Annotated in this window: 25 protein-coding genes and 1 pseudogene; 15 read left to right on the top strand and 11 right to left on the bottom strand. The window is 69.1% G+C overall.

What is annotated here, in order from left to right:
• Nucleotides 1–98 precede the first annotated feature (98 nt).
• Nucleotides 99–1,388, bottom strand: coding sequence for an HRDC domain-containing protein (locus DEI85_RS08915; RefSeq protein ID WP_375342436.1), 1,290 nt, complete (start codon nt 1,386–1,388; stop codon nt 99–101).
• Nucleotides 1,385–1,966, bottom strand: coding sequence for a DUF3000 domain-containing protein (locus DEI85_RS08910; RefSeq protein ID WP_181421239.1), 582 nt, complete (start codon nt 1,964–1,966; stop codon nt 1,385–1,387). The genes DEI85_RS08915 and DEI85_RS08910 overlap by 4 nt, the downstream gene beginning before the upstream one ends.
• Nucleotides 1,967–1,989: 23 nt before the next feature.
• Between DEI85_RS08910 and DEI85_RS08905 the strand changes: the two genes are divergently transcribed.
• Nucleotides 1,990–3,213 carry an alpha/beta fold hydrolase gene (locus DEI85_RS08905; protein ID WP_181435539.1) on the top strand — a complete coding sequence of 408 codons (1,224 nt, stop codon included), beginning with the start codon at nt 1,990–1,992 and terminating at the stop codon, nt 3,211–3,213.
• Between the two features lie 129 nt (nt 3,214–3,342).
• On the opposite strand, the gene DEI85_RS08900 is transcribed toward DEI85_RS08905, so the two are convergent.
• The 8 genes from DEI85_RS08900 to DEI85_RS08865 all read right to left on the bottom strand — a co-directional run bounded on the left by DEI85_RS08900 (nt 3,343) and on the right by DEI85_RS08865 (nt 12,967).
• Nucleotides 3,343–3,876 (bottom strand): hypothetical protein, encoded by a 534-nt coding sequence (locus DEI85_RS08900; RefSeq protein ID WP_111090877.1) that lies wholly within the window; start codon nt 3,874–3,876, stop codon nt 3,343–3,345.
• Nucleotides 3,873–4,598, bottom strand: a complete 726-nt coding sequence (locus DEI85_RS08895; RefSeq protein WP_111123046.1) for a hypothetical protein — start codon at nt 4,596–4,598, stop codon at nt 3,873–3,875. Before DEI85_RS08895 ends, DEI85_RS08900 begins: the two co-directional genes overlap by 4 nt.
• Nucleotides 4,595–5,011, bottom strand: a complete 417-nt coding sequence (locus DEI85_RS08890; RefSeq protein WP_111123045.1) for a DUF6188 family protein — start codon at nt 5,009–5,011, stop codon at nt 4,595–4,597. The genes DEI85_RS08895 and DEI85_RS08890 overlap by 4 nt, the downstream gene beginning before the upstream one ends.
• Complete coding sequence (locus DEI85_RS08885) at nt 5,008–5,418, bottom strand: DUF6188 family protein (protein WP_110859591.1); 411 nt, start codon at nt 5,416–5,418, stop codon at nt 5,008–5,010. Before DEI85_RS08885 ends, DEI85_RS08890 begins: the two co-directional genes overlap by 4 nt.
• Nucleotides 5,419–5,583: 165 nt before the next feature.
• Nucleotides 5,584–6,108, bottom strand: coding sequence for an Imm26 family immunity protein (locus DEI85_RS08880; RefSeq protein ID WP_110859592.1), 525 nt, complete (start codon nt 6,106–6,108; stop codon nt 5,584–5,586).
• Nucleotides 6,105–11,453 (bottom strand): DUF6531 domain-containing protein, encoded by a 5,349-nt coding sequence (locus tag DEI85_RS08875; protein ID WP_146248969.1) that lies wholly within the window; start codon nt 11,451–11,453, stop codon nt 6,105–6,107. The genes DEI85_RS08880 and DEI85_RS08875 overlap by 4 nt, the downstream gene beginning before the upstream one ends.
• Before the next feature lie 147 nt (nt 11,454–11,600).
• Complete coding sequence (locus DEI85_RS08870) at nt 11,601–12,059, bottom strand: SufE family protein (protein ID WP_111090872.1); 459 nt, start codon at nt 12,057–12,059, stop codon at nt 11,601–11,603.
• The gene (locus tag DEI85_RS08865; RefSeq protein WP_111123043.1) at nt 12,056–12,967 is read right to left on the bottom strand and encodes a sulfurtransferase; all 912 of its coding nucleotides are present in this window, start codon (nt 12,965–12,967) and stop codon (nt 12,056–12,058) included. The genes DEI85_RS08870 and DEI85_RS08865 overlap by 4 nt, the downstream gene beginning before the upstream one ends.
• A 140-nt stretch (nt 12,968–13,107) precedes the next feature.
• Between DEI85_RS08865 and zapE the strand changes: the two genes are divergently transcribed.
• From zapE to DEI85_RS08805, 12 genes and pseudogenes are all read left to right on the top strand, one after another.
• Nucleotides 13,108–14,130 (top strand): cell division protein ZapE, encoded by a 1,023-nt coding sequence (gene zapE / locus DEI85_RS08860; protein ID WP_111090870.1) that lies wholly within the window; start codon nt 13,108–13,110, stop codon nt 14,128–14,130.
• A gap of 210 nt (nt 14,131–14,340) precedes the next feature.
• Nucleotides 14,341–15,615, top strand: a complete 1,275-nt coding sequence (locus DEI85_RS08855; RefSeq protein WP_110859596.1) for an ammonium transporter — start codon at nt 14,341–14,343, stop codon at nt 15,613–15,615.
• A gap of 97 nt (nt 15,616–15,712) precedes the next feature.
• On the top strand, nt 15,713–16,774 hold the full coding sequence (locus DEI85_RS08850) for a DUF6177 family protein (protein WP_111123042.1): 1,062 nt from the start codon (nt 15,713–15,715) through the stop codon (nt 16,772–16,774).
• On the top strand, nt 16,771–17,127 hold the full coding sequence (locus tag DEI85_RS08845; protein ID WP_110859598.1) for a hypothetical protein: 357 nt from the start codon (nt 16,771–16,773) through the stop codon (nt 17,125–17,127). The genes DEI85_RS08850 and DEI85_RS08845 overlap by 4 nt, the downstream gene beginning before the upstream one ends.
• A gap of 45 nt (nt 17,128–17,172) precedes the next feature.
• Nucleotides 17,173–17,532, top strand: a complete 360-nt coding sequence (locus DEI85_RS08840) for a DUF6507 family protein (protein ID WP_110859599.1) — start codon at nt 17,173–17,175, stop codon at nt 17,530–17,532.
• On the top strand, nt 17,529–19,529 hold the full coding sequence (locus DEI85_RS08835) for a hypothetical protein (RefSeq protein WP_111090867.1): 2,001 nt from the start codon (nt 17,529–17,531) through the stop codon (nt 19,527–19,529). The genes DEI85_RS08840 and DEI85_RS08835 overlap by 4 nt, the downstream gene beginning before the upstream one ends.
• Before the next feature lie 16 nt (nt 19,530–19,545).
• Nucleotides 19,546–20,295, top strand: coding sequence for a hypothetical protein (locus DEI85_RS08830; protein WP_111090866.1), 750 nt, complete (start codon nt 19,546–19,548; stop codon nt 20,293–20,295).
• A gap of 500 nt (nt 20,296–20,795) precedes the next feature.
• Nucleotides 20,796–21,635 (top strand): hypothetical protein, encoded by an 840-nt coding sequence (locus tag DEI85_RS08825; protein WP_146248968.1) that lies wholly within the window; start codon nt 20,796–20,798, stop codon nt 21,633–21,635.
• A 333-nt stretch (nt 21,636–21,968) separates the two neighbouring features.
• Entirely contained in the window at nt 21,969–22,226 is a 258-nt protein-coding gene (locus tag DEI85_RS08820) for a hypothetical protein (protein ID WP_146238513.1), read from the top strand.
• A 2-nt stretch (nt 22,227–22,228) separates the two neighbouring features.
• Nucleotides 22,229–22,717 (top strand): hypothetical protein, encoded by a 489-nt coding sequence (locus tag DEI85_RS08815; RefSeq protein WP_146248967.1) that lies wholly within the window; start codon nt 22,229–22,231, stop codon nt 22,715–22,717.
• A gap of 221 nt (nt 22,718–22,938) precedes the next feature.
• Nucleotides 22,939–23,286 carry a hypothetical protein gene (locus DEI85_RS08810; RefSeq protein ID WP_146248966.1) on the top strand — a complete coding sequence of 116 codons (348 nt, stop codon included), beginning with the start codon at nt 22,939–22,941 and terminating at the stop codon, nt 23,284–23,286.
• Nucleotides 23,287–23,423: 137 nt separating this feature from the next.
• Nucleotides 23,424–23,531, top strand: a pseudogene (locus tag DEI85_RS08805) (hypothetical protein); the annotation flags it as partial.
• Nucleotides 23,532–23,650: 119 nt separating this feature from the next.
• On the opposite strand, the gene DEI85_RS08800 reads toward DEI85_RS08805, so the two are convergent.
• The gene (locus DEI85_RS08800) at nt 23,651–24,622 is read right to left on the bottom strand and encodes an aldo/keto reductase (RefSeq protein ID WP_111046145.1); all 972 of its coding nucleotides are present in this window, start codon (nt 24,620–24,622) and stop codon (nt 23,651–23,653) included.
• Nucleotides 24,623–24,756: 134 nt separating this feature from the next.
• Between DEI85_RS08800 and DEI85_RS08795 the strand changes: the two genes are divergently transcribed.
• Nucleotides 24,757–25,149 (top strand): ChaB family protein, encoded by a 393-nt coding sequence (locus tag DEI85_RS08795; protein WP_111090864.1) that lies wholly within the window; start codon nt 24,757–24,759, stop codon nt 25,147–25,149.
• Nucleotides 25,150–25,218: 69 nt separating this feature from the next.
• Nucleotides 25,219–26,187, top strand: a complete 969-nt coding sequence (locus DEI85_RS08790; protein ID WP_027465501.1) for a beta-ketoacyl-ACP synthase III — start codon at nt 25,219–25,221, stop codon at nt 26,185–26,187.
• Nucleotides 26,188–26,265: the final 78 nt, after the last annotated feature.

The raw sequence follows: 26,265 nt of genomic DNA, 5'->3' as shown, positions 1-26,265 counted from the left end.
CCGGAACGCAGGTCGCTCCGGCCTGGCCGGGCCTCGCCCGGCGACCCTCCCGACGCTATGCCCCCAGCCTGGGCGGCCGCATGCCGGTTGGGCAGTTCCTACGACTCGTCGTCGTCCGTCGCCGCGGGCCGCTGTGCAGCAGCGACAAAGGCCGACGCGATGATCGACGCGAGTTCCTCGACCTGCCACGGGCGGGCGTCGTGCTCGGCGAGGGCCGCTCCGACCAGCTCGGTCGACGGCGGCGACGGCGGGGCCCACGACACGAGCCGGAGCGTCTCCGGCGTGAGCAGGTTCTCGAGTGGGATGTCGAGTTCCTCGGCACGCTTCGTGACCGCGGCGCGCGCGGCCTTGTACCGGCGGTCGGCGGCCGGGTTGCGGTCCGCCCAGGCGCGGGGCGGCGGGAGCGTCGCCTCGCCGGCACCGCGCAGGCGGGGGAGGTCCTCGGTGGTGCGGCCCTCCTCGACGGCGGCCCACCAACGGTCGAGCTCGGAACGGCTGGCGCGGCCCGTGAAGGTCTTCAGCGCACCGAGTTCGGCGCGGGACTCGGGTGCGGCGGCCGCCGCGGCGACGACCGCCGAGTCGGGGATCGTGCGCCCGGGGGCGATGTCCGCCTGTCGGGCGTACTCGTCACGGGCGAGCCAGAGCGACCGGGCGATCGCCAGTGCTCGCGCACCACGGAGCGCGTGCATGCCGGACAGCCGACGCCAGGGCTCGGCCCGGGCGGGCTTCGGCGCGCGGTGCAGGACCGCGTCGAACTCCTCTTGAGCGATCCGGGTCTTGCCGGCCTCGTCGAGCTTCTCGGCGAGGGCGTCGCGGAGGTCGGGCAGCAGCTCGACGTCGAGCGACGCGTAGACGAGCCACGACTGCGGCAGGGGACGGGTCGACCAGTCGGCGGCCGAGTGCGCCTTCGCCAGGGTGATGCCGAGCAGCTGCTCGACGACGGCGCCGAGGCCGACACGGGGGAAGCCGGCGATGCGGGCGCCGAGCTCGGTGTCGAAGATGCGCGTCGGGACGAGGCCGACCTCCTGCAGGCACGGCAGGTCCTGCGAGGCGGCGTGGAACAGCCACTCTTCGTCGACGATGGCGGCCTGCAGCTCGGAGAAGTCGCCGATCGGGATCGGGTCGAACAGGAACGCGCCGGCACCGCGGCGGAACACCTGGATCAGGTAGGCGCGCTGCGAGTACCGGTAACCGCTGGCGCGCTCGGCGTCGACCGCGACGGGGCCGTGGCCGGCGGCGATGGCGGCGACCGCCTCGAGGTAGTCCTCGCGCGTGTCGATGACCTTGACGGCGTCGTGCGATGCCTCGAAGGCGGGGCTGGCGGCGGCGGCCGGAGCGGCCGAGCCAGCAGCGGCGCCAGCGGCGTCCTGGGGAGTGGGGTCGGTCACTTGGCGAGCCTCCTCGGGGCCAGCAGGGTCACGCCGTCCGAAGCGGGAGGCAGACCGGCGAGCATGGCGACGATGTCCTGCCAGGCCCGGACGTGTGCGGTGAGGTCGTCGCCGCGTGGTGTCCACGACGCGCGGAGTTCCAGCTGTGCGCCGTCGCCCTGTGCGGCGAGGTCGCCGTACCCGCGCGAGATGATCTTGGTGGCCGTGCCCGAGGCGTGGTCGTACGTCGCGCCGTGCGACTCGAGCGCGTCGACGAGCCAGCTCCAGGTGACGTCGGCGACGAACTCGTCGACGCCGATCTCCGGCTCGAGCGGCGCCTGAGCGAACGAGACGACACGGAACGGGCCGCCCCAGCCCTCGGGTTCTTCGGGGTCGTACAAGGCGATGAAGCGGCCGGTGCCCAGGTCCGACTCGACCCCGTGCGCGGTACCGGACACGTCCGCCGCCAGGGCGATCGAGAACGGTGCGATCCGGGTCGGCGACGGGATCTCGGTGACGGTGGTCTCGGCACGGCCGCTGCCGCCGGACACGAACGCGCGGAGCCGCGCGAAGGCGTCGGGCTCTCGGGTTTCGGACACACATGCAGACTAGGCTCCGGGCCATGTCCCGATCCGCGCGACCCGCCGAGGACGTCGTCCAGGAGACCGCTCGATCGGCCGGGTTGATCGCACTCGGCGCCGGTCTGGCAGCAGCCGCGGTGGGGACGGCCGTGATCGGTGGCTTCGTCGCCGCCGTCGCCCGCGCCGTCGTCACCCCCGACCGGAAGCGCAACGAACGCGTCCCGATCCACGCCGTCGATCCGGTCCGGAAGACCGTCACGATCGAGCGCACCGCGGACACCGAGTTGCAGGGCCGCTACTCACTCTGGTTCGGTGGCGGCACCGGACACATGCGCGTCGGCGAGGTGCTCGGCACGACCGACACCACCGTCACGCGGCGCATCATCGCGATCGACGCCGGCGACCCCACCGCCGCCCGTCGCGGACGCTGGGGCGGCTGGTTCTACCTGACCCCCGGCGAACTTGACGTGCCCGTCGAGGACGTCGACATCCCCACCCCGAACGGCCCGGCGCCCGCCTGGGTCGTCCGCGCCGACGACCCGGCAGCGCCCTGGGCCGTCCTGGTGCACGGCCGTGGCGTCACGCGCGCCGAGACGATCCGCGCCGTCCCCGTCTTCCGCGCCGCCGGGTACTCGGTCGTGCTCGCCTCGTGGCGGAACGACGGTGTCGCCCCGCCGAGCGTCGACGGTCGCTACGGCCTCGGCAGCACCGAGTGGGAGGACGTCGACTCCGTCCTCCGCTGGCTCTCCGCGCAGGACGCCCAGAGCGTCGTTCTGATGGGCTGGTCGATGGGTGGCGCCGTCGTGCTGCAGACCCTGCTGCGCTCGCGCTTCGCCGGCCTGGTCGACGGGGTGGTGCTGGAGTCCCCGGTGGTCGACTGGCACGCGGTGCTGAAGTCGCAGAGCCAGCTCCTGCGACTGCCGCGTCCGGTGCGCAAGGTCGCGCAGCGCCTGCTCCGCACGCCGGTGCTGCACCGGCTCGCCGGGCTCCAGGCCCCTGTGGACCTGCGCGAGCTCGACATGGTCACGCGCTCCGACGAGCTCACGGTGCCGATCCTGCTGCTGCACAGCGACGACGACGGATTCGTGCCGTCCTCGGCCTCGCACGACCTGGCCCGCGCGCGGCCCGATCTGGTGCGGCTCGAGATCCAGACCACGGCCCGGCACACCAAGCTCTGGAACCACGACGCCGACTGGTTCGACGCCCGGATCCTCGCGTGGCTGACCGAGGTGGTCCAGCGGCGCGGGGCGACCAGCGCGCGGTAGACGCGACCGAAGGGCGGACGGGAGGCGCGGTGTCAGCTGGCACCGCGCCTCCCGTCCGTCGATGCGTCGGTTCGGTCGCTTCGTGAGCAGAAATGGTCGGGTCACCGTCGCGCACTCGACCCGTTCCGCTCACGAAGCGGGTGGCGCGGCATTCGTTCCGTTCGTCGTCTGCTGGCGTGGCCCGAACTCCTCGAGACGAGTCGCCGGTCGGCCGGGCTGCGCTGGGCCGTGCGTCCGGTCGAAGGCATCGCTCATCGTCGTGAGCGGCGGTCGGACCGTCACGGTCCATTCGCCACTGTCGAACGCGTCGATCCGGACGACCAGGTTCGACTCGTCGGTCAGGTCCGAGCCGGGGAGGTAGCCGAGGAACTCGCCGTCGATGAGCTGCCGCATGCTGTCAGCGATCTCCATCGCCTCGGCATGGCTCAGCATGAGCCCGGGTTCTGCCGCCGCGTCGACGCGGCGTTCGAGTGGGAGCGCTTGGACCGGCTTGTCAGGGGACGTGACGGCGTACAGGGTCGTGAGGACCCAGACGAGCTCTGGTGAATCGAGCTCTGGTGTTTCGAGCTCTGAGAAGAACTGCACCAGGTCGGGCAGCACAATGCGAGCAGCGGGGATCCGGTAGGTGACCATCCCGAGGTCGCCCGGCACTGTCGTGGTCATCCGTTCTCCTCGGTCGTCTCGGTCTGGGGCGAGAGGCCGCCGACGCTCATCGCAGCGAGGACGTCGGTCCTGCCGGGCGTAAACGCCGTGATTCCGACCGAGATGTCAGCCTGCACGATGCAGAACCCCGGCTGCTCGTCGCCGAGCGGCACGAGCGCACGGGCGAACCCGTCGAGTCCGCGGACGTCGAAGCCCTTCTCCGCGGCCATCGTGTACTTCGTCAGGAAGGTCCGTGCCGTCGCCAGCGCGCCCTGCTCGAAGATGCGGACCCGTTCCTCGGTCGGACACTGCGATGCCACCTCGAGCGCCAGTTCGGCCCCCGGAGCGTCTGATGCGCGGAGGCGCGCGCACAGCTCCTGGACGGTGATGTGGACGACCCCGACGGAACGGTCGATCGCCGTGGCTGCCACGAGCGTTCGGTCCGTCGCGCGCAACACGACCGTCACGAGTTCATCGCCGTGCTCGACCTGACAGATCAGGACGAGCTCGTCCCCGAGGGCTTGGAGTGGGTCGATGAACGGTACGAGGTTCGGCTGCTTTGTCGAATAGCTCCTCCGGATGACCGCTGCGAACGAGCGTGCGGACACGTCGGAGACGAGCACATCCGTGTCCGGCCCGACAGTGGCGAGGACCTCGACGACACGGTCCGGGAGCTCCACGGTCGATTCATCGGTGACCGCTCGGAGATGGTGGATCGAGATGGCCGGGGGCGCGTCCGTCACCGTCGGATCTCCGCGGACGACGGGCCCTGTCGGTACCGGACCTCGCCGTCGGGCAGGACGTCGATGTCGACCCGTGCGCGCCCCGGTTCGCTGGAGTGCCAGGACGGACCTCGGCGGTTCGACCAGCCCTCGAGCAACTCACCCGAGGCGAACCGGATGGCGATCCGCGCGCCCGTGACTGCACCGTCCGAGACGACCTTGTTGTGCAGGGCAAGGAGGTCGAGCAGGGACGGTTTGTCGCCGGGATCGAGGAACGCGTGCTCCCCGTCAGAGCCTGTCAGCGCGAAGTCGGTCTCGAACCGGAGCGACGCACCGCTCGAGAAGCGGATCGTCACGTCTGGTCCGATGCTGATGAGGTCAACGGTGTCGCCGGCGATGCCCAGCGCGAAGGGCTGGCGCGGAACGCCGCTCATCCTCGATCTCCTTCCGTGCCCGTGCTCGTGCTTCCGGTCGGCGGCTCGGTGCGGGCCGGGCGACCCTTCGGCCCGGAGACCTGCCAGGACTCGAACTCGGCATCGGGACCGGCGACGAGGGTGTCCCCGCCGTCGAAGATCAGCGTCAGTACGCCGTTCTCGGTCGAACTCCGAACGAGCTCGGCACCGAACAGCCGCAGGACCGGGAGCAGTGAGTCCTTGCGGTCGGGATCGACGACCGCGGTGCTTCCGGACCGGTCGGTGACGGTGCACTCGGATTCGAGCTGGACGCGGTAGCCGTTGCCGAACCCCAGCTCAAGCCGGAAGTCGACGCCTATGAGGTCGAGCGTGCCCGCGCGCTCGACGGTCATCGCGCCCCCGGTGGGGTCTGCCGTGTCACGGGTCACGATCGTTCACTCGTCCGAAATCTGCGCGGAGCCGACGACAGAGGGCCGGCGGAGTTCATTCCGCGTCGCATCTGTGAACCCCGGAAGTTCAAGACGGTCGACGTTCCTCTTCCTCATCCAGATCATGATCTCCCTGGTTGATTTAGGATCGTCGTTCACGGACTGCTAGTCGCCGAACAATTCGGACGACGTAGGAGTTGGACGATATCGAACTTCGTCGTAGGCCGGGAGCCACGGTTCCAGACCGAAGTGAGCACGAACCGCCTTCTCGAGGACGATCGGGGAATCGATCGTGAGCCGCGGGACCTGGGTAGCCTCCTGTCCCGTTGCCCGGCGCATTCTCGTTCCGTCGAAGTTCGTCACCCGGACTCCGTCGTAGTCGTCTGATCCGAAGCTGTAGGCGGGCAGGAAACGTGCCTGATCCGGAGCGCGGTTGCCCACTATCTGCCACATCCCCGGTCGGAATCGGGCGTCGAACGTCATCCGGGCCAGGAGTGGCGGAGTTGCGGCCACCTCGCTGAGGTCGAGGCTCTGAACTGCATCTTCAGGAACGACCAGATCGAAGACGACGACGTAGAACGAACTCTTGTACTTGCCGATCACTTGTCCGAGGGCAGCCCTGCCGTCGCCGAGGGGCACTGTGAAGATGTCGCCGATCGAGACCCTGTAGACCTGCTGTTTCGTACTCAATACGGGCTTCCTCCTGCCGCGTCGTAACGCTTGTCGCTCATCTGGTGGCGCTTGTTGGACAGGCCGCCATCCGGGTTGCCCTTGTTCGTGGGTCCGCCTTCGTTGCGAATGTGGAACTCTTCTCGACGGTCCAGGTCGACTCCTGGGTGCCCCCTGTCGATCCTCTCAAATCTGAACGCCGCATCCGGGTGTTCTCGTGCGTGAGCGGCCTGGCGCAGGAGGAAGTGGTCTTCACTCTTGGTCTGTCCGATGTAGGGCTTCAGGCCGTCGGTGATGTCCGTGCGCCGGTAGATGATGCCCGGTGGTACCGGCGTCTCGTCGCCGAGCTTCGCCACGGACGTCGGCAGGTGGACCTTCGACATCGTGCCGCCGGTGGCCGCCGACGTCGCGGCACCCTCGGCAGCGTTCCGGAGCAGGCCACCGGGGGTCACCGGCTGGCCGCTCACGGCGTAGTTCGCGACGTTCTCGACCGCGCCCTCTGCGGCGTTGCCCAGCAGGTGCTTCCCGATCAGGGCACCGGCACCACCGCCGACCGCACCGAATGCCCCGCTGACGGCGACCTGGCCCCAGTTCACCTCGCCGGTCGTGGCCTTCTGGATGATGGTGTCGGCACCGGCGCTGATGAGCATCATGCCGACCGGACCGCCGACGCCGGTGGCGACGAGCACCCCGCCCGCGACGACCATGGCACCGCCGGCGACGTACTCCCAGTTGTTCGCGAACCAGTCACCGGTTGCGGCTGCGGCACGTGCGAGCGGCCCCTGCTGCGCCGCCGCGTAGGCCTCGAGCTCGGCGTCGGTGACCGGCGCGAGTCCGAGCGGGTCGATGGCGTGCAGGGGGTCGTTGCCGGCGAACGAGTACGGGTTGCCGGACCAGGCTGCTCCCGCGGGCGCGGTGACCTGGTCGAAGGACAGGAAGCCGCGCGACGACGAGTCGTAGGCGCGGGCTCCCATCCACTCCAGGCCGGCGACCTGCAGCGAACCGTCGGCGCCGAGTGCGATGCCGCCGGGCAGGCCGGAGCCGCCGAGGTCGACGAGCGTCTGCCACGGGTCGGCGTCGTCGGCTGCTCTCGTGGTGCGCCGACCGCTGGCGATCCAGCGGTCGTCTACCCCGATCAGACCGCCGGGAGCGCGGAGCACCGGCTCGTCACCGACGGCCAGGAGCGTCGGTGCGAACGCGGCGGTGTCCCAGTCGATCGGGACGCCGTCGACCTCGGCGAGTTCACCGAGGGCGTCGACGTGCAGGTCGGTTGTGGTGCTGCCTGCCGCGGTGGTCTCCACCACCCCGATGAGGCGACCCTGCGGGGTCCAGCGGTACGTGGTCGCGACGCCGTCCGTTCGGACCGTCTGGACCCGTCGACCTGCGCCGTCGTAGGCGTACTCCGCCTCGGGCGCCCCGTCCGGAGCGTCGACCCTGGTCAGCTGTCCGGCGGCGTCGTACGAGAACCGTCGGGCCCCGGAGTCCGTCCGTTCCTCGGCCAGACGACCAGCGACGTCGTAGACCCAGTCGGTGCGACGGGCTTCCTGGACGGACGACACCAGCTGCGCGGCATCGTCGTGCTCGTAGGTGGTGCTCCCACCGGGTCCGTCGACCCGGGTGATGCGCCCGTCGGCGTCGCGTTCGATCGTGCTGGCGTGCGTGCCGTCCGCGTCGATGCGCGTGTGCCGGACCACGTGTCCGTTCGCGTACTCCCAGGTCTGCAGCTGATCGCCGCCGCGGGCCTGCAGGAGCCGCCCCGCCGCGTCGTGCTCGTACCGGACCTCGCCGAATGCGGAGTGGTCGACGCGGACGACCCGTCCGGTGGCGTCGAGCTCGTACCGGGTCGTGGACCCGTCAGGGGACTGCACCGAGGTGCGGAGTCCGTCAGCATCGTGGGTCCACCGGGTCTCGCGCGCGCCGGTGGCACGGCGGACGAGCTGGCCCAGTCGGCTGAACTCGAGGACGTGGGTGGCGGGGGAGTCGGGACGGGTCTCGTCGGTGATCGTCACCGTGCGAGCACGCGCCTCGCGGTCGATGCGGCCGATCAACCGGTCACCGGCGTACTGCGCGGATTCACGCCCGGCCGCGTCGTACTCCCACCGCAGGACGCTGCCGTCCGGGTCCGTCTGGGTGAGCTGGCGCCCGGCCGCGTCGTAGGTCGCCGTCGTCGTGCGACCGAGCTGATCGGTGGACGAGGCCACCTTGTCGAGCTGCGTGTACGTGCGGAAAGTCACCCCACCCAGCGGATCGACGCTGCGGACGAGGCGCCCACGCTGGTCGTACTCGTACCGGGTGGTGCCGCCGAGCCCGTTCACCGCGGCGATGAGTTGTCCGGCGGCGTCGTAGCGGAAGGTCCGCTGGCCGAAACGGGTGTCGCGCGCCGACACGACCCGGCCCACGCGGTCGTACCGGTACCGGGCGGTGCCGACCCCGGGCACGTCTGCATGGACGACCCGACCCTGTCGGTCGTACTCGGTCCGGGCGACCTCGCCGGTCGGCAGGGTGCGCGCGACGACCCGTGAATCGGCGTCGTAGGTCAGCGTGGTGCGTGCGCCGGCGGGGTCGATCGCGCTGACCGGGCGGCCGCACGCGTCGTACTCGTACCGGGTGGTGCGGCCCGCCGGAGTGGTCACACCGACGACTCGTCCGGCCAGGTCACGCTCGATCCTGGTGAGTCCACCGTCCGCGTCGACGAGTTCGACCGGTCGGCCGCAGGCGTCGTACGTCGTGAGTTCGGCGGAGGCGTCTGTGTGCTCGAGCCGGGTCGGGCGCCCGAACTCGTCGGTCGTGACGGACACGGCATCGAAGGCGTCCCGGACCGTGGAGACGCCGTCAGCGCGCGAGCGCCCCACCTCGGTGCGGACACCGGTGGGGTCGACCGTCGCGCCGAGGGCTCCGACCGCGTCGTGCTCGCGTGTCCAGGTGCCGCCGGCCGGGTCGACCACGGCTTCGAGTCGGGAGAGCGCGTCGTGCACGAACGCCCACTCGGCACCGTCGGGCAGGGTCATCGACGAGACGTTGCCGAACGTGTCGAAGTCCTTCGTGACGACGCGACCGAGCGGGTCCGTGGTCGACACGACCTCACCGTGGGCACCGTGGGTGACCTCGGTGCGTGCGCCGGTGGGGTCGATCATCGCGGTGACCCGACCGCCGTCGCCGTGCTCGAACCGCCACAGTCCGCCGTCCGGGTCCTCGCGTGCGGTGAGCAGGCCGGCGCCGTCGTACCGGTAGCGCGTGCGGTGGCCGAGCGGTGTGACGGCCTCGACGATCCGGCCTCCGGCGTCGCGGATCAGCCGTGCGGTGTCACCGACGGCGTTCTCGACGCCGACGACCTCGCCGGAGGCGTCGTGGTGGAAGACGACGACGACGCCCCTCGGATCGGTGGTCCGGACCAACAGGCCGTCCCGCCACTCGAGCACGGTGCGACCGCCGACGGGGTCGACGATGATCGACGGGTTCCGGTCGTCGCCCGCGTACGAGTACTCGACGACCCCACCGTTCGGGGTGACCACCGTGGTCATGCGGTCCTGCTCGTCGTACCCGAAGGTCAGGTCGGCGCCCTCCGGTGTCACGGTCCGGACGCGCCGTCCCCGCTCGTCGTACCCGTGGACGGTCACCTGGCCGTCGCGCTCGGTCACCGAGACGAGGTTGCCGTGCGGGTCGTACGACATCGACTGACGCCGCCCGTCGGTGTCGATGATCCCGACGACCCGGCCCTTGCGGTCGGCGATCCACGTGTTGGTGTGGTCCCCGTCGACGTCGGAGACCGAGGTGACGCGGCCCGGCAGGTACGCGAACCGCACGCGCCGCCCGAACGGCGTGCGCTGCTCGACGACACGGCCCCGGGCGTCGTAGGTGTTCTCGCACTCGACCACACCCGTGGCAGCGGTCACGCGGTCGATCAGCCCGTCGTCGTTCCAGCGGTACCGACGGCTGCCGACGGCGTCCGTCGCACGGACGAGTCGACGAGCATCGTCGTAGTGGTACTCCACGCGGCGTCCGTCCGAGGCGGTCGTCGACGCCACGCGGTCGCCCGCGTACTCGACGTCGACAAACCGTCCGAACACGTGCGACAGGCGCGTGATCCGGTCCTGCTCGTCACGCCGCACGGCCACGGTGGTGCCGGCTCCGCGACCGCAGTTCGACCACCGTCCGGACCGCGTGAACTCCCAGCGACCGCCGGCGTTGTCCTGGACGACGAGGGCGTTCCCCTCGGCCCGGAGCCAGAGGTCTTCGCCGACCGCGCGGTCCCAGCCGTCGCCCTGCCGCGGGAAGTCGACCTGCCGGCCGTCGTCGAGCACGACCGACGCGGCGTCGTCGGTGATCTCCAGCCGGGTGTCGAGGATCGAGGACCACCCGAGTCCGAACTCCCCGACGCGGCCGTCGAGTGAGTTGTACATCCGGGTGAGCCGGAGCGACGCGGCCTGCCCCGCGAAGGACAGGTCGGTCTCGGGCTCGAGGAAGTTGCCCGTGGCGGTGTTGACCGGGTCGTCGGCGAACCCGTTGGTCGGGGGCGTCCCCATCGCCGAGAACGGTCCGATGGTGAAGTCGTCACGTCCGGCGTCGATCCCCGCCGCGGACAGGGCCGCCGCGATCGCCGCGTCCGACAGCGTCGCGGGCCCGGCACCACCACCGGCGGCTTCGAACTGCGCGGCGACGGTGCCCGCCCAGTCGGCGTCCTGCCCGTTCGCGGTGAGCCAGTCGTTGACGGCGGTCAGCAGCGACTGCGCGTTCAGCGTGCCCCAGCAGGGGTTGCACTCTGCCTCGTAGTCGCTCAGGGCGTTGCGGAACGTGGAGACGGCACCCGACAGGTCGGAGTCGAGCGTGCGGGTGTTCGCCTCGAAGGAGCGGAGGTCTTCGGGGACGGCCGACGACGTCCCACCGCTGGTCCCACCACCCGCGGGGATCTCCCGCCCCTTGACGCTGACCTCGTCCGCCTGCAGACGCGGTTCCGGTTCCGGTTCCGGGGGCTTCGGGTCGTCACCGCCGCCGAACCACGTCGAGATCTCGTGTCCGGCGCCGACGAAGAAGTTCTCTTCGCGTTCTCGCTTGCGGGCGTCCCACGCCTTCGCCTGCTTCCGCCGGTCGTCCTCGTCCTTCGCGGCGTCGCAGAGTTCCTGCACGAAGCCCGACAGGCTCTGCAACGACTCGACGAGCTTGGTCGCGCTGCGTGCGCCGATGTCGGCGTTGTCCGCGAAGACCTCGGAGAAGTACCCCCGGAACTCCGCACTCGCGGTCGTCACCGACGACGACCGCGATCCGGACTGGCCGCCGATCGACGACGCGAGCGCCGTCGACGCCGATCTGAGCGTGTCCGCCGCGCTGTACGAGTAGCCGGTCGGATCGTTCCCGTGGATCTTCGCCATCGTCAATTCCCCCCATGGTGCTGACCGGCCCATCCTGTCACGGCCAGCGACTGAAATGCCAGAGGACCGCATGCATCGGAAACGAGCAACGGACAGGAGGCGCGGTGCCAGCTGGCACCGCGCCTCCTGTCCGTCAACGGGTCGCGTCTACGCGACCGCCGCCTGCACCTGACGCTGGACGCGTCCGAGCATGCCCACCATGCCGCGGATCCGCAGCGGGCTGACCGCCTCGGACAGACCGATGGTCAGCGGGTAGTCCGTCGGGACGGCGAGCACCTGCTCGACGGTCAGGCCGGACAGTCCCTGCGCCAGGATCGAGGCGAAGCCGCGGGTGGTCGGCGCCTCGCGCGGGGCGGTGGCGTGCATCCGGACCACGTCCGGGGCGTCGCCGTCCTCGCCCACCGTCACGGTGATGAAGACGGGGGACTGGCACTCCTCGACGCGTTCGAGCTCGTCCTCGTGCCCCTGCAGGCGTTCGGGCAGCGCGGGCAGCTCGTTCGAGAACTCGAGCAGGAGCTGCAGGCGGTCCTTCTGGCCCAGGGCGAGGAAGTCGTCGCGGATCTCGGCGAGGGTGGCGGGGAGTGGTGCGTCGGTGCTGTCGTTCATCGGTTCGGAACAGTACCCGGCTCGGATCCCTGCACGATGGGGACGCGGACGGCGCTGCCCCACTCGGTCCACGAGCCGTCGTAGTTGCGGACGTTGTCGTAGCCGAGCAGGTGCTGCAGGACGAACCAGGTGTGGCTCGAGCGCTCACCGATGCGGCAGTATGCGATGACCTGGTCGGCGTCACCGATGCCGGCGCCGTCACGGTAGACGGCGTCGAGCTCGTCGCGTGACTTGAAGGTGCCGTCGGGGGCTGCGGCCGTCGCCCAGGGGATGTTCACGGCGGTGGGGACGTGGCCGCCGCGCAGCGCGCCCTCTTCCGGGTAGTCGGGCGCCGTCGTGCGCTCCCCGCTGTACTCCGGGGCGCTGCGGACGTCGATGAGCGGCTTGCCGAGGTGCGCGAGGACGTCGTCCTTGAAGGCGCGGACGGGCTCGTCGTGGCGCTCGACGACGGGGTACTCGACGGGCGTGACCGGGGTCTCGTCGGTGGTCAGGGCGCGGTCCTCGGCGATCCACTTGCCGCGACCGCCGTCGAGCAGGCGGACGTCCTCGTGGCCGAACAGGGTGAACACCCAGAGGGCGTACGCCGCCCACCAGTTGTTCTTGTCGCCGTAGATCACGACGGTGGTGCCGCGGCCGATGCCCTTGCCGCCGAGGAGCTCGGCGAAGGCGGCACCGTCGATGTAGTCGCGCTGCACCGGGTCGTTGAGGTCGGTGTGCCAGTCGATCTTCACGGCGCCCGGGATGTGCCCCGTCTCGTAGAGCAGGACGTCCTCGTCGGACTCGACGACCACCAGGTCGGGGGCGCCGGCCCCGGCGTCGAGTTGCTCCTGCAGCCACTCGGTGGAGACGAGGCGCTCCGGGTGCGCGTAGGCGGCGAACTTCTCGGACGGGTCGACCGGTGCGGTCATCGGGGGTACCTCCAGGGGGTGCGGGGGAGCGTGGTGCTGGGGAGCGTGCTGCTGGCGCCGGACTAGGATCGGGCGTCGGTGCCTGTGGGCAACGGTACGCGGACGTACCGTGCCCCTGACGCAACGTGACACCCCACGACATGCTTCCCGGAAGGGTTCCCCGATTGCCCGCTCACCTCGTCGACCGTGATCCCCAGGTGACCCCGCGGCAGATGGCCGCGGCGCTCGTGCCACCGCCCCAGTTCACGGACGCGTCGTTCGACTCGTACCGGCCGGACCCGGACTACGACTCGCAGGCCTCGGTCCGCGATGCCGTCGCCGCGTTCGTGGCCGCCGGTCCCGCGGAGGCCCCTCGGCGCGGGCTGTTCGGGCGCCGGAAGCAGTCGGCGGAGCCCTCGGCGAAGTCCGGCGTGTACCTGGACGGCGGGTTCGGTGTCGGCAAGACCCACCTGCTCGCAGCCGCCTACCACGCGGCCACCGGGCGGAAGACGTTCGGCACCTTCATCGAGTACACCGCGCTCGTGGGCGCCCTGGGGTTCCAGGGGACGGTCGACCTGCTCCGCGGCACCGCACTGGTGTGCATCGACGAGTTCGAGCTCGACGACCCGGGCGACACGATGGTGATGACGCGGCTCATCAAGGAACTGACCGAGACCGGCACCCGCTTCGCCGCGACGTCGAACACGCCCCCGGGAGCCCTGGGCGAGGGCCGCTTCGCCGCGCAGGACTTCCTGCGCGAGATCCAGGCGATGTCGGACCGGTTCGACACCATGCGCATCGACGGCCTGGACTACCGCCGACGGGCCGTGGACGAGTCGGCGCAGGTGGTGTCCGACGTGCCCGCCGCGCTGCCGTCCGGCACCGTGACGCTCGACGACTTCGGCGCGGTGGTCGCGCACCTGGGTTCCGTGCACCCGTCGAAGTACGTCGCGCTGGTCGAGGACCTCGACGCCGTCGGGCTCACCGACGTCCGGGCGTTCACCGACCAGACCGACGCGCTGCGCTGGGTCGCCCTGGTGGACCGGTTGTACGACGCGCAGGTGCGCATCGTCGCCTCGGGTACCCCGCTCGACCAGGTGTACCCCGACGTGATGCTCGAGGGCGGTTACCGCAAGAAGTACCTGCGCGCGGCGTCCCGCGTGGTGGCGCTCACCCGCGCCTGAGCGTCCCTCGCCGTCAGACCGATCTGTCCACGGCGGTCTCCTGCCCCTCGCGCAGGGGACATCGGGCCGGCGGAAACACGACGTTTACAAACGGCGCGGTCGCGTTACATCCGCGAAACAGTTCGTGCTCCCTCGTGAAACCTCGCCTCGCCAGACTCTGTGACACCCGAGGCGGTCCAAGAGCCGCTCGTGCAATCGAGAGGTGAGCAGATGCTTGATCAGGGCAACACGACGTTCGTGTTGGTGATGGCTGCGCTGGTGTTGTTCATGACACCCGGCCTGGCCTTCTTTTACGGCGGCTTGGTGAAGGCCAAGTCCGTCATCTCCATGATGATGATGTCGTTCGGTGCGATCGCGCTCGTGAGCGTGCTCTGGGTGGTCTACGGCTACGCGATCGCCTTCGCCAACCACGGCGACGGCACGGCGGTCTCCGGCGTGGTCGGGTTCTTCAGCATCGACTGGAACCAGATCGGCCTCGGCCAGGCCTTCGAGGAGGCGCAGTCCTCGAACATCCAGGCGGCGTACCCGTCGATGGCCTTCGTCGGGTTCCAGGCGACGTTCGCGATCATCACCGTCGCGCTCATCTCCGGCGCCATCGCCGACCGTGCCAAGTTCGGCGCGTGGATGGTCTTCGCCGGCGTCTGGGTCACGGTCGTCTACTTCCCGGTCGCCTCGTGGGTCTTCAACCTGACCTCCGGTTGGGCCGCCACGTGGGGCGTCATCGACTTCGCCGGTGGCACCGCGGTGCACATCAACGCCGGTGCCGCGGGGCTCGCCCTGGCGATCGTGCTCGGCAAGCGCGTCGGCTTCGCCAAGGGCGCGCACAAGCCGCACAACCCGCCCTTCGTCCTGCTCGGTGCCGCCATCCTCTGGTTCGGCTGGTTCGGCTTCAACGCCGGCTCCGAGGGTGCTGCTGACGGCATCGCCGCGATCGCCTGGGTGAACACCCTCGCCGCCCCGGCCGCCGCCATCCTCGGCTGGCTGCTCATCGAGAAGCTCAAGGACGGCAAGGCCACGTCCGTCGGTGCCGCTTCGGGAGCCGTAACCGGCCTCGTCGCGATCACCCCGGCATGTGCCGCGCTGACCCCGGGCTGGGGCATCCTGCTCGGGTTCCTCGCCGGCATCGTCTGCTGCTTCGCCATCGACTGGAAGTACCGCCTGGGCTTCGACGACTCGCTCGACGTGGTCGGCGTCCACCTGGTCGGCGGCATCTTCGGCACGCTGTTCCTCGGCTTCTTCGCCAACGACACCGGCCTGATCTACTCCGGCTCGTTCGAGCAGCTCGGCAAGCAGGCCGCAGCAGCCCTCGCCGTCGGCGTCTACTCGTTCGTGCTCGCCCTGGTCATCGGGTTCGCGATCGAGAAGACGATGGGCTTCCGCGTCAAGACCGAGGACGAGGTCGCCGGCATCGACACCGCCGTCCACGGCGAAGAGGGCTACGTCCTCTACGAGCAGACCGACGACAGCCCGGTCAGCGTCCGCTAGACACGCTCCAGCACCGCACGACGACGGGCCCCGCGCACACAGCAGCGCGGGGCCCGTCGTCGTGTGCCGGGCCGCGCCCGACCGGTAGGGTTCCGGCGTGGACGACGTCACCCTCGCGCACCCGCTCGTCGACGCCGTCGGGCCCGGCTTCGTCGTCTCCGAGACCGATGCCGCGGTCGTGTCGCTGTCGTCCGCCCGCATGGGCCTGGTGCTCGAGACACGGGCCGCCGACGTCGCGTGCGTGCTGCTCACGCCGCCCACCAGCCGCGTCACCCCGGCGATGCTCGCGATGCTCCGGCGGACGAGCAGCGCGTGGGTCGTCCGCGAGGGGGACCGCTACCGCGCCGCCGGCTCCGCCGAGGTCGTCGACGACGTCGCGACCGCGATGCTCGCTCCGCAGTCCTCGTCGCGCACCACCCGGCTCGGTGCCGACGAGGTCCCCTGGGTCGAGCTGATCGTGTCCGTCCACCACCCCGCCACCGGGCAGGCCGGCGTCGGCCGCACCGCCGAGCTCCTGCTCGAGGGAATCGCCGGCAGCGTGCCCACCGCCTGGGGCACGGTCGAACCGGCCACGCTCGCGTGGGGCGTCGACGCCGTCACGGACTTCGCCCGTGGGCGCGCGCCCCGTCCGACCCGGCTCGTCGCCGTCGCCCCGGTCGACGGTGGGTTCGCCGCGGTGCAGCTCCGCATCGAGCGGTCCGCGACGGGCGTCACCGAGGAGACACGGTTGGCACTGCCACGGCCGGGAGGCACGGTGCCGGTCCCCGGGAACGACTCGCCTCCGGTGGAGGGTCCGATCGTCGACGTCCTGGCCGACCTCGCGCGTCGACAGCGAGTGCTGCTCGCGACGGCGTGGCGGTCGGGCGGGCACGCAGACGCGACCCTCGCCGCTCGGCAGCGCGGCATGCCCGTCCCCCTCGGAGCGGTCGTCGGTGCCGCCGCCGTGCGGGACCTCGGCGTCGACACCGGTTCGTTGCCGGTGGGTGCCATGCCGGTCGGGACGCCGCGCGTGCCGTCGCTGCTGCTCGACTTCTCGCCGCCGACCGCAGGGCTGACCGGGGGCGCCGAGGTGGAGGCCCGCTGGCGGGGGCTCGCCGAGCTCGGCACCGTGCTCGGCCCCCGTGCCGTCGAACTGCTCGGGTTCGGGGCGGACCGATGAGCGCCGAGTGGACGATCCTCAGCGCCGAGCACGTGGATGCCGCTGCCGTGCTGACCGGGGCTGCTGCGGTCGACCCGACGCTCGGCATCCGCCAGCTCTGGCTGGGCGATGCGCTACAGCTCGTGTCGGACGACGGAGTGGTGCTCCTCACGCTCTTCCAGTCCCGCCGGCTCGACAGCGTCACCGACGCGGAGCGGCTGCTCGCCGGACCCTTGTCGGTGGCGGGTGATCGGCTATGGTGGACCGAGATCCACACGGCCGCGCAACCCCCGTTCCGGGGGACGGCCGAGCGGATCGTGCACAGCATCGCGGACGCCGCCGGGGGAACGGCTGCGTCCCGAGCCGTGCACTGACCACGCGATCGCTCTGACCGAGCGGGACGACGACCAGGGGGAGCCATGGGGAACGGCTGGCAGATCGAGCCCGCGGGCGTGCAGACGACGCTCACCGACACCGAGACCGCGGCGACGAACCTCTCGACCGCGTTCGACGGTCTCGCCGACGCGCACGCGGCGCTCACGACCGCCGTCGGCGACGACCAGGCGGTTGCCGGCGCCGTCGCGGCACTCATCGAGAGCCACTCGGCCCTCCTGACCCGCGTGGGCAACCACATCACCGCCGGTCTGGCCGGCGCTGCCACCGCGACCCTCGCCTACTACCACGGTGACGAGGAGATGGCCGCGACGGCGCAGACAAACGCGATCCGGGCCTCCAGTACCGGTGATTTGTCGGCCTTCGACCTGGGTGGTGACCAGTGAGCGGCCAGTGCCGCGCCGACGGCCTGATCGACCCGGACGCGATCCCCGGCGCGAACATCGACGCGGCGAAGGTCGAGACCGCCGGCACGGCGTTCTCGACGTCGGCCACCGACGTCGAGACGCGCGGCGGCGAGGTGAAGACCGCCTGGGCGAAGCTCGGCAGCAGCTACACCACGCCGGACTCCACCGAACTGCTCGCGGTCATGGACGGCGTCGAGACCGACACCGCCGCACTCGCCGCGACCCTGCAGAAGGCGTCGACGTTCATCGGCGACTACGCGACGGCGGTCGCGCCCATCGCGAAGCGGCTCGTCGAGCTGAAGGCCGAGGCCGAGAAGTTCGTCGAGAAGGCGCTGAAGGGCAAGACCGTCGGCCCGTGGGACCCGGAGCACCCCGCCAACCAGGGCATCGTCGGGCTCGTCCAGAACTTCGGCGAGGTGCTCGACGACGTGCACCTGCCGTGGGACCAGTACACGCCGTACGTCGACGAGAACAACGAGCTGCTCACCAAGGTCGCCGAGCAGGAGACCAAGCTCTCCGCGGCTTCCGCCGAGTGTGTCAACGCGATCAACGGGCTGCGCACCGACATGTGCCTGGCCCCGGTGCAGGCCGTCGACTACACGGCGGCCGTCAAGGCGAACGAACCGATGCCGTGGGGGAGCACCGGGCGCGGTGACCAGTCGTGCCAGGAATCGTTCGACTCCGGCGTGTACGACGCCGCGAAGGGCACGGTCGAGGGACTCGGCGGACTGATCGGGTACAACTCGCAGACCGGCGAGTGGGGCGACGGCGACTGGGCGGCGCAGTCCTGGAAGGGCTTCGCGGAGTCCCTCGGACTGATCGTCCTGTTGGGCAGCCCGCCGCTGCTGATCGCCGCGGCGCTCCCCAAGGGCGTCCTGCCGGATGTCGTCGGCGACACCGCGCGGAACATCATGGACCAGCAGAAGACCCTCGTCGAGGGCTTCGTCGGGTCGCCAGAGGACTGGCGGGACGACCCCGCACACGCCGCCGGTGGTGCCGCGTTCAACATCGGCACGCTGTTCATCCCCGGCGCGGGCGAGATCGGCGCGGGCGCGAAGATCGCGGCGCTCGGGTCGCGGCTCGCGGTGCTCGGGGCCGACGGCAGCAAGCTCGCGCTCATCGGGTCCAAGGTCGCTGCCGCCGGCACCACGATCGTGCGGGTCGGGGATGCGCTGTCGAGCCTGCCGGGCAAGGCGTTGTCGGGGGTCTCGGACCTGCTGGCGCGCGGGCGTGGCGGGTTCGCGGATGCGCTCCGGGGGCTCGGGGACAAGATCCCGACCGTGAAGGTCAGCGTCGAGCACGCCATGGCGACGCCGGACGGGTTCGGGGTGGGGCTCGGACGGCCGCACATCGAGGTGGGAAACCCGGGTTCGGGTGGGCACTGGTTGCACTCGGTGGCGGATCACGTTGAGCCGTCGGGGACACACAGGGGTGGACACGGTGATCAGGTGGTCGAACCAGCCGCGCCGCCTGCTCGTGACCCCCACACGGCGATCGCTCCGGGGGACCAGCCGGTCATCGGACGCGTGGAACTCCAGTCTGATCACGCGACTGCGACGTGGGAGCTGCTGAAGCGCAACAAGCCCGGAATGGCCGAGCAGCAGTACTTCACCGGGATTCACCAACCAGGTGACGGAACTGTGCCGGAACTCGTGATCCGGACCGATGACGGGAGAAAGGTAGCCCTGGACGGCTTCCGAGTGGAGGCCGGTGAACGCGTCTTCATGGACACGAAGGGCGATCACTCGTTCTGGTACACGTTCAAGAAGTGGACGCCCGAGCAGTTGTTCGCGAAGGACGGCGCTGAGATCGACAAGGTGGTGTCGAACATCCGCCGGCAGCTTCAAGCGATCGAGGACGTCGGTGGCGGCCGACTAGAATACATCGTGACGGACAGACGCTTCGGCGAACTCCTCGATGACACGCTCGTCGACCAACGGCTCGACGTCGATGTGATCATTCGGTCGATGCCATGACGACGGACGGAAAGAATTGACCTCGATCTGGACCACGCAGCAGCCTTCGATCCGGGTCCAGTGGGGAACCCGGTCGTTCGACGCAACTGGGGTGATTGCGGCGTTGCGAGAGTCATTGAAGGTGTTGGCGCTCTGCGGACCGCCATTCGCTGGCCCTTGGACCCTCCTCGACCCCTCCTCCCAAGACGCGGACGGCTCGCGTGTCGACGAGCTCGCCGACTCCGATGTCGAGCTCCTCATCGAACGAGGAGTTGCGCGTAACCATGATGGTCAGCCATTTCCTCAAGACGGTTACGGTGTGACGTTGGTGAGCATGCCGAGCGAGGGTGTCGGGGCCTCCTTGCGACTGCATGTCGGCGCGTCGGTGACTCGGCACATCGTGAACGAAGTTGCAGTGTCACTTCGGGCGCTCGAACCAGGAGCGTCAGTAGACCTCCGGGACTCCTTCGGAAAGCATCAGGCCGAAGTCGTCCGGAGACTCGTCGAACTCTGGCACGCCGATCTCGCGCAGGTCTCCGTGCGCGACGCCAACCGGAGTCAGAAACGATTTGCAACCCTCATCGGTCTGACCAACTTCTTCCGCGGAGACCACAGTCCCGTTTTGTCCGCGATCGACCTGCCGACGGCAGCCAAGACGACGGTCGCGGACGGGGGCACGTGGCTCATGATCGATGACGACTCCGACGACTTGGTGACAACAGTGGCGAGCATCGTGGCGACCGCCGATGTCATCGAGGATGCCGGCGGCCTCATCATCTCTTCTTGATCGCAGTCGTGGACTCGCATGACGGCGCGTAGCGGTGGCCAGACCATTCGGCAGATCGTGTTTCGAGGGACAACGGCCGGCGAGCCGCGGGCGATGATCACCCCGGACCCACGTGCCTGGAATGCGGCGACTCTCCGTCGCACATCCTCGTCGCTGGGCGGTCTGCTCACAGCAGCGTTCTACCCGTCGTGGGGATGAACTACGACGATGCGCCTGCCCCTCTGCGGGACGCACTCGAAGGCTTCTCGGAGGCTTCCGCGATCACAATCCGATCCGAAATCCGGAATATCCTCGATTCCGGTAGCAGCGCATGATCATCGGCGGGAAGATCCGAACACCTCGGTGTACCTGAGCCTGGAGATACAGCATGTTGGTCGCGCTGATCGTGGGTCGATATTCTTGATCCACTGGGGACGGGACGGTGTCGAGCACCTGCATCAAGTCCGCGTCACGAACCACGTCTCGCATGAGGCGGCAACAAGGGCCGGAGGCCTCGCCGATTGAGTTCTGTATCTGACGTCATCGACCAACAGAATGCGCTCGCGAGCCTCACGTTCGACCGGCTGGGATCAGGGTGGCAACGTTCGACGAGTGTCTTCGTCAGTCTCGGCGTGACCGCGCGGATCGAGCGGGCCGTCGACACTGGCGTTGCAGTCATTCACACCCCTCCCGCTGACCTCGCGGAATTCGAGGCGTGGAGTCGTCTGCGCGAAGTCATGGCCGAACCAGAACAGGGTGCCTGGTTCACAGGGCGGCTGCGCCTCGATTCAAGTGGTGCTTACCAGTTCGAGTTCTCCTGGGACGACGAGCCCCGATGGCCACTGCTGATCGACATCGATGGACAGCTCGTGGACTCATTGCCGGTGGAGAATTCGGAATTGCGAGAAGACATGGTGATGCATCCGCGGCCTGCGGCTACGACACCACCATGGCTCATCGAGCGTCTCGGCGCATCTCCGCTGCACTTCTCTGACAGGTGGGACGCGCGACTCGAGCCGCTCGGAAGCAGCCCGAACTGGTCGATTGTCCGGGAAATGGTCCGTGACACGATCCAGCTGCTCGGCGATGATCGAGATGCCCTACTGGAACGTGATGTGATCACCGAAGCGGTTTACAGTGAATTGCTGGCATCGACACGGGTGAGTCAGATGATGCGCTTACTCCGAGATGCGGCGGCAGCTGGTGTGGTCGACGAGCCGGCGCAGCTGAATTCGGACGAGGGTGGCCCGTCGCGAGACGCGATCAGCAACGACCAAGCGTTCCATCGCAACGTCGTCGTGCTGCTGTCGCTCATCGACCAGCTCGCGGACCAGGAGATCGCGAACGTCGTGAAGTCTTGAGAAGCGCTCCGGGACCACTCCTCCTGGTACGACTTCAGGAATTGGTCGCTTGAGAAACCTGCTGTCAAGGACCGCGGCGAGATCCTGAGCACTGTCAAGCAAAGACGTCGGCAAATCGAGGCCATCGATCAACTCGGAGGCGGTGAGCCTGACTGCATTGTGACGGACGAGCGCTTTGCCGCACTTCTCGACGATGCCGTCGATCATGCGAACCCCGACCCGGATGTAGGAGATCAAATCGCTGCCCGACGGGCGGATCCGCGAGTACGAGGTGCCGAATCAAGCACATCCGACTCACCCGCTGAAGCTCGATGACTTCAGCAATGTCGATGGGTGCCCGACTGCACCGAGGTGAAGGGCAACTACGGGTGGTTGCAAAGCCTGTCGCCGGCCCGGAAGGCAGAGATGATCGAGGGATGGGCCAAGTCGGCCATGGCCAAACTCACCGCGCTTGAGGACCCAAACGTGCAGTTGGGATGGGTATTCACTCGGGATCCGGATATCGCAGCAGCATTCGCCCACGCGATTCGACGACTGAGGAATGTATCGGTAGAATACATCGAGATGCCTCGCGATTTCAAGGGATGGTGAGCGTGCAGACCAATGTCACCGACTGGTACCTCGTGGCAGACTGGGATGCAAGGCCCGAGTCTGCGGACGTGATCGCCGCGCGTCTGGTTGAGACTTCCGCCGCGATCAAAGTTGCGCTGCGTGTGTTCGATGGAATATGGACGTTCCACGAACGGAACGTCGATAGTGCAGATGAGAGGTCATGGTCGGGACTCGTCGCTTCGTCGCCGTACAAAGTCGACGGCGTTGCGGAACCGGCGCGGGGATTCACGCTTTCATTGGCTTCAGCGATTCCGGGTGGGTCAATGCTGCATGCATCGGTAACGGCTGGTGCGGCGTTCCAGACCATCATCAACAAACCGAACGAGTTCGCCGTAAACTTTCGTGCTCGCCGCTTCGGTGAGGCGGCAGAAATCGATCTGCCGATCCCCGCGGACGAACGGTTCCGAGACCTTGGCTTGAGGATCAAAGACATCTGGGATGCCTCGGATCTCCGCGTCGAGTTCGACTGAAGTAGACGGTGCTGGGACGACTGCTCGTCCGCAGCCGACCACGTCGACGGGTTCAGCGCGGAACAGTTCAACCTGCGACGTTCCGGGATCCGATTGGCGGGTACTACCTTCATGTAGTCGTCGATAGCCACACGGTCACAGTGATCCTCAGACGCGACACCTCTGCACCGCAGGGCTTCTTCATCAAGACCGCATTCCCAACGCCTCCGGAGGTGTGATGCATGCCTGACATCGAAGATCTGGGTGCAGTAGAACTTCGTCGAACCTTTCCTGCGCTTTCGTCTCTTCTCCCTGCGATTTTCTACCCCACCTGGGAGATGGACTATCGTGATGCTTCTGAAGCATTCGATGATGCTCTTGAAGGATTTTCTGTGCAGTCCGCAACTGATGTACGAGCAGAGATCGACTCAGTACTCAGTACCGACATGGACGATGCGGCTGTGTCGGCTCTCATCCTCAAGCTGAACGCCAGCGTCGACCCGATGACCCACACCGGATTGAGTGGGCGGGCGTTCCTCGAGGAATTCGCGAACGCAGTCGTAACTCACGTGTTCCGGCCGTCGGCCTAGCGACATCCGCTTCAGCCGCGGTGACAACAACTGCTTGCGTTCACTCCCGGGGACCAGCCGGTCATCGGACACGTCGAACTGCAGTCTGACCACGCCACAGCTCTTGCCAGTCAAGAACTCCTCGATGCGCAGTCGATGATCTGATCATGACCACGGTCAGCGACCACGTCGAGCGTCGCTGGGGCTCGGTCGACGCGTACCTGCGCGCCTTCGGCCTGCAGGACGACGAGATCGCGCGCCTCTGATGGCGACGCTGGTCACGTTCTGGACGTGCCCACGGACTGGAGGCGCGGTGCGGGTCCGACCCGCACCGCGCCTCCAGGCAGATGGTCGCGTCAGCGACCCGCTGGTTCCGTCGGGGACGTCACCAGGCGTAGTCCTCCGGCGAGGTCTCGTGCCCCGGGAAGATCTCGTCGAGCCGGTCCAGCGCACGCTGGTCGAGGCGGATGTCGACGGCGCGGACCGCGGACTCCCACTGCTCCATCGTGCGCGGGCCCGTGATCGGCGCGGTGACGCCGGGCTGGTGCAGCAGCCAGGCGAGGGCCAGCTCGCCCGGCGTGTGGCCGAGCTCCTTCGCGAACGACTCGTACGACTGCAGCTGGTCGCGGTGCGCTTCGACGTACTCGGCGCTGCGGCCGGACAGCCGACGGGAGCCGTTCTCGGTCTTCTCGATGACGCCGCCGAGCAGGCCGCCCTGCAGCGGCGACCAGGGGATCACGCCGAGCCCGTACGCGCGGGCGGCCGGCAGGACCTCGCGCTCGACGTCGCGGACCACGAGGTTGTAGATCGACTGCTCGCTCACCAGGCCGAAGGTGTTCCGGCGCTTCGCGGCCTCCTGCGCCTGGGCGATGTGCCACCCGGCGAAGTTCGACGAGCCGACGTACAGGACCTTGCCCTGCTGCACGGCGACGTCGATCGCCTGCCAGATCTCGTCCCACGGCGTCGCGCGGTCGACGTGGTGGAACTGGTACAGGTCGATGTGGTCGGTCTGCAGTCGCTGCAGGCTCGCGTCGAGCGACTGCCGGATGTTCAGGGCACTGAGCTTGCCGCCGTTCGGCCAGTCGGTCATCTCGCCGTAGACCTTCGTGGCGAGGACCGTCTTCTCGCGGCGACCGCCACCCTTGGCGAACCACCGTCCGATGATCTCCTCGGTGGCACCCTTGCCCACCGAGCCGCCGTAGCCGTTGGCGGTGTCGAAGAAGTTGACGCCGAGCTCGTGCGCCCGGTCCATGATCGCGTGCGAGTCGTCCTCGCTGGTCTCCGGGCCGAAGTTCATCGTGCCGAGCACGGCGCGGGAGACGGACAGACCGGTGCGACCGAGGTGTGTGTAGTCCATGAGACGGGTCTACTCGTGACGCGCTGTCGGCGCCAGGCCCTGTGAGTACCGGTCGGGGCTCGGAGCTGGTTGGTGCTTGGCGCTCGTTGTGCTGGTCGGAGTAGTCAGGGGGGGACCACTCGAGAGGAGCAGCCATGCCAGCCAAGGACGAGGTCCCGAGCACCCTGCAGCGGTCTCCGGAGCACGCGCAGGAGATCTTCGAGAAGACTCTGGACTCGGCGAACGAGACGTACGGCCCGGGCGAGCGGGCGCACCGCACGGCCTTCGCCGCCGTGAAGCACGAGTACGAGAAGGTCGGCGACCACTGGGAGGAGAAGGAGTCCTCCGGGCCGTCCGACACCGGTGCCGCCGGCTCCCGCGGTTCCGGGAAGACCGAGGGCGGTGTCGACGCGAACGCCTCGAAGGCGCATCTGATGGACGTCGCGAAGCGGCTCGACGTCAGCGGCCGCTCGAAGATGACCAAGGACGAGCTGGTCGAGGCGATCGGCAAGGCGAACGACCGCGCTACTGCAGCGGCGCGGAAGTGACCGTGGGTGCGGTGCTCCCCATTCCCCGGTCGGCATGCGGCGGTGGAGTGAGGGGGTAACGTGCCGACGATGAACATCCCAGCACTCCGCGGCAGCCGGATCCTCGGATTCGGACACCACCAGCCCGAACGCGTCCTGACCAACGATGAGCTCTCGACGATGGTCGACACGAACGACGAGTGGATCCGCACCCGCACCGGGATCCAGACGCGTCGGATCGCCGGGCCCGACGACACCGTGACGTCGATGGCGATCGAGGCCGGACGTCGTGCCCTCGCCGACGCCGGGGTGTCACCCTCGGCCGTCGGACTCGTCATCGTCGCCTCCACCACCCACCAGGACCGCGCGCCGTACACGGCAGGGCGGGTCGCCGCCGCACTCGGCATGACGAACGGCCCGGCACCGATCGACATCAACACCGCGTGCAGCGGGTTCGAGTACGCGCTCGGGCTCGCCGACCAGTCCATCCGCACCGGTTCGGCCGACGTCGCGCTCGTCATCGGGTCCGAGGTGCTGTCCGGCATCGCCGACTGGACCGACCGGTCGACGTGCGTGCTCGTGGGCGACGGGGCCGGTGCCGCAGTGCTCGGGGTAGCCGAGACGCCCGAGATCGGCCCGGTGTCTTGGGGGAGCGTGCCGCACCTGCTCGACGCCGTCCGTGTCGAGGGGTCGCCGGGGCGCTTCAACCAGGAGGGTCGCTCGATCTACCGGTGGGCCATCACCGAGGCCGAGGGGCACGCCCGCAAGGTCGTCGAGGCCGCCGGGCTCTCGATGGACGACATCGAGGTGTTCGCGTTCCACCAGGCGAACCTGCGGATCATCGAGCCGCTCGTGACCGCGCTCGGCGGGGAGTCGAAGTTCGTCATCCGCGACGTCGTGGAGTCCGGGAACACCTCGGCCGCGAGTGTGCCGCTCGGGCTGTCGAAGGCGTGGGAGCGTGGCGACCTGCCGGAGGGGGTGCCGGCGCTGCTGTTCGGCTTCGGTGGTGGGTTCGCCCACGCCGGGCAGGTCGTGACGACGCCGGTGCGGTCCTTCTAGGGCAATTGCACGAACGGCCCGGGCCCGGCTGCTCAGTCTCCGTGCCCGGGCCCCTCTTCGTCGTCGTGCCGGGACCTT

It is taken from the genome of Curtobacterium sp. MCBD17_026 (genome assembly GCF_003234895.2).
In the GTDB taxonomy this organism is placed as follows: domain Bacteria; phylum Actinomycetota; class Actinomycetes; order Actinomycetales; family Microbacteriaceae; genus Curtobacterium; species Curtobacterium flaccumfaciens.
The sequence above is the reverse complement of the archived record's forward strand: the minus strand, read 5'-3'. Positions and strand labels throughout refer to the sequence as shown.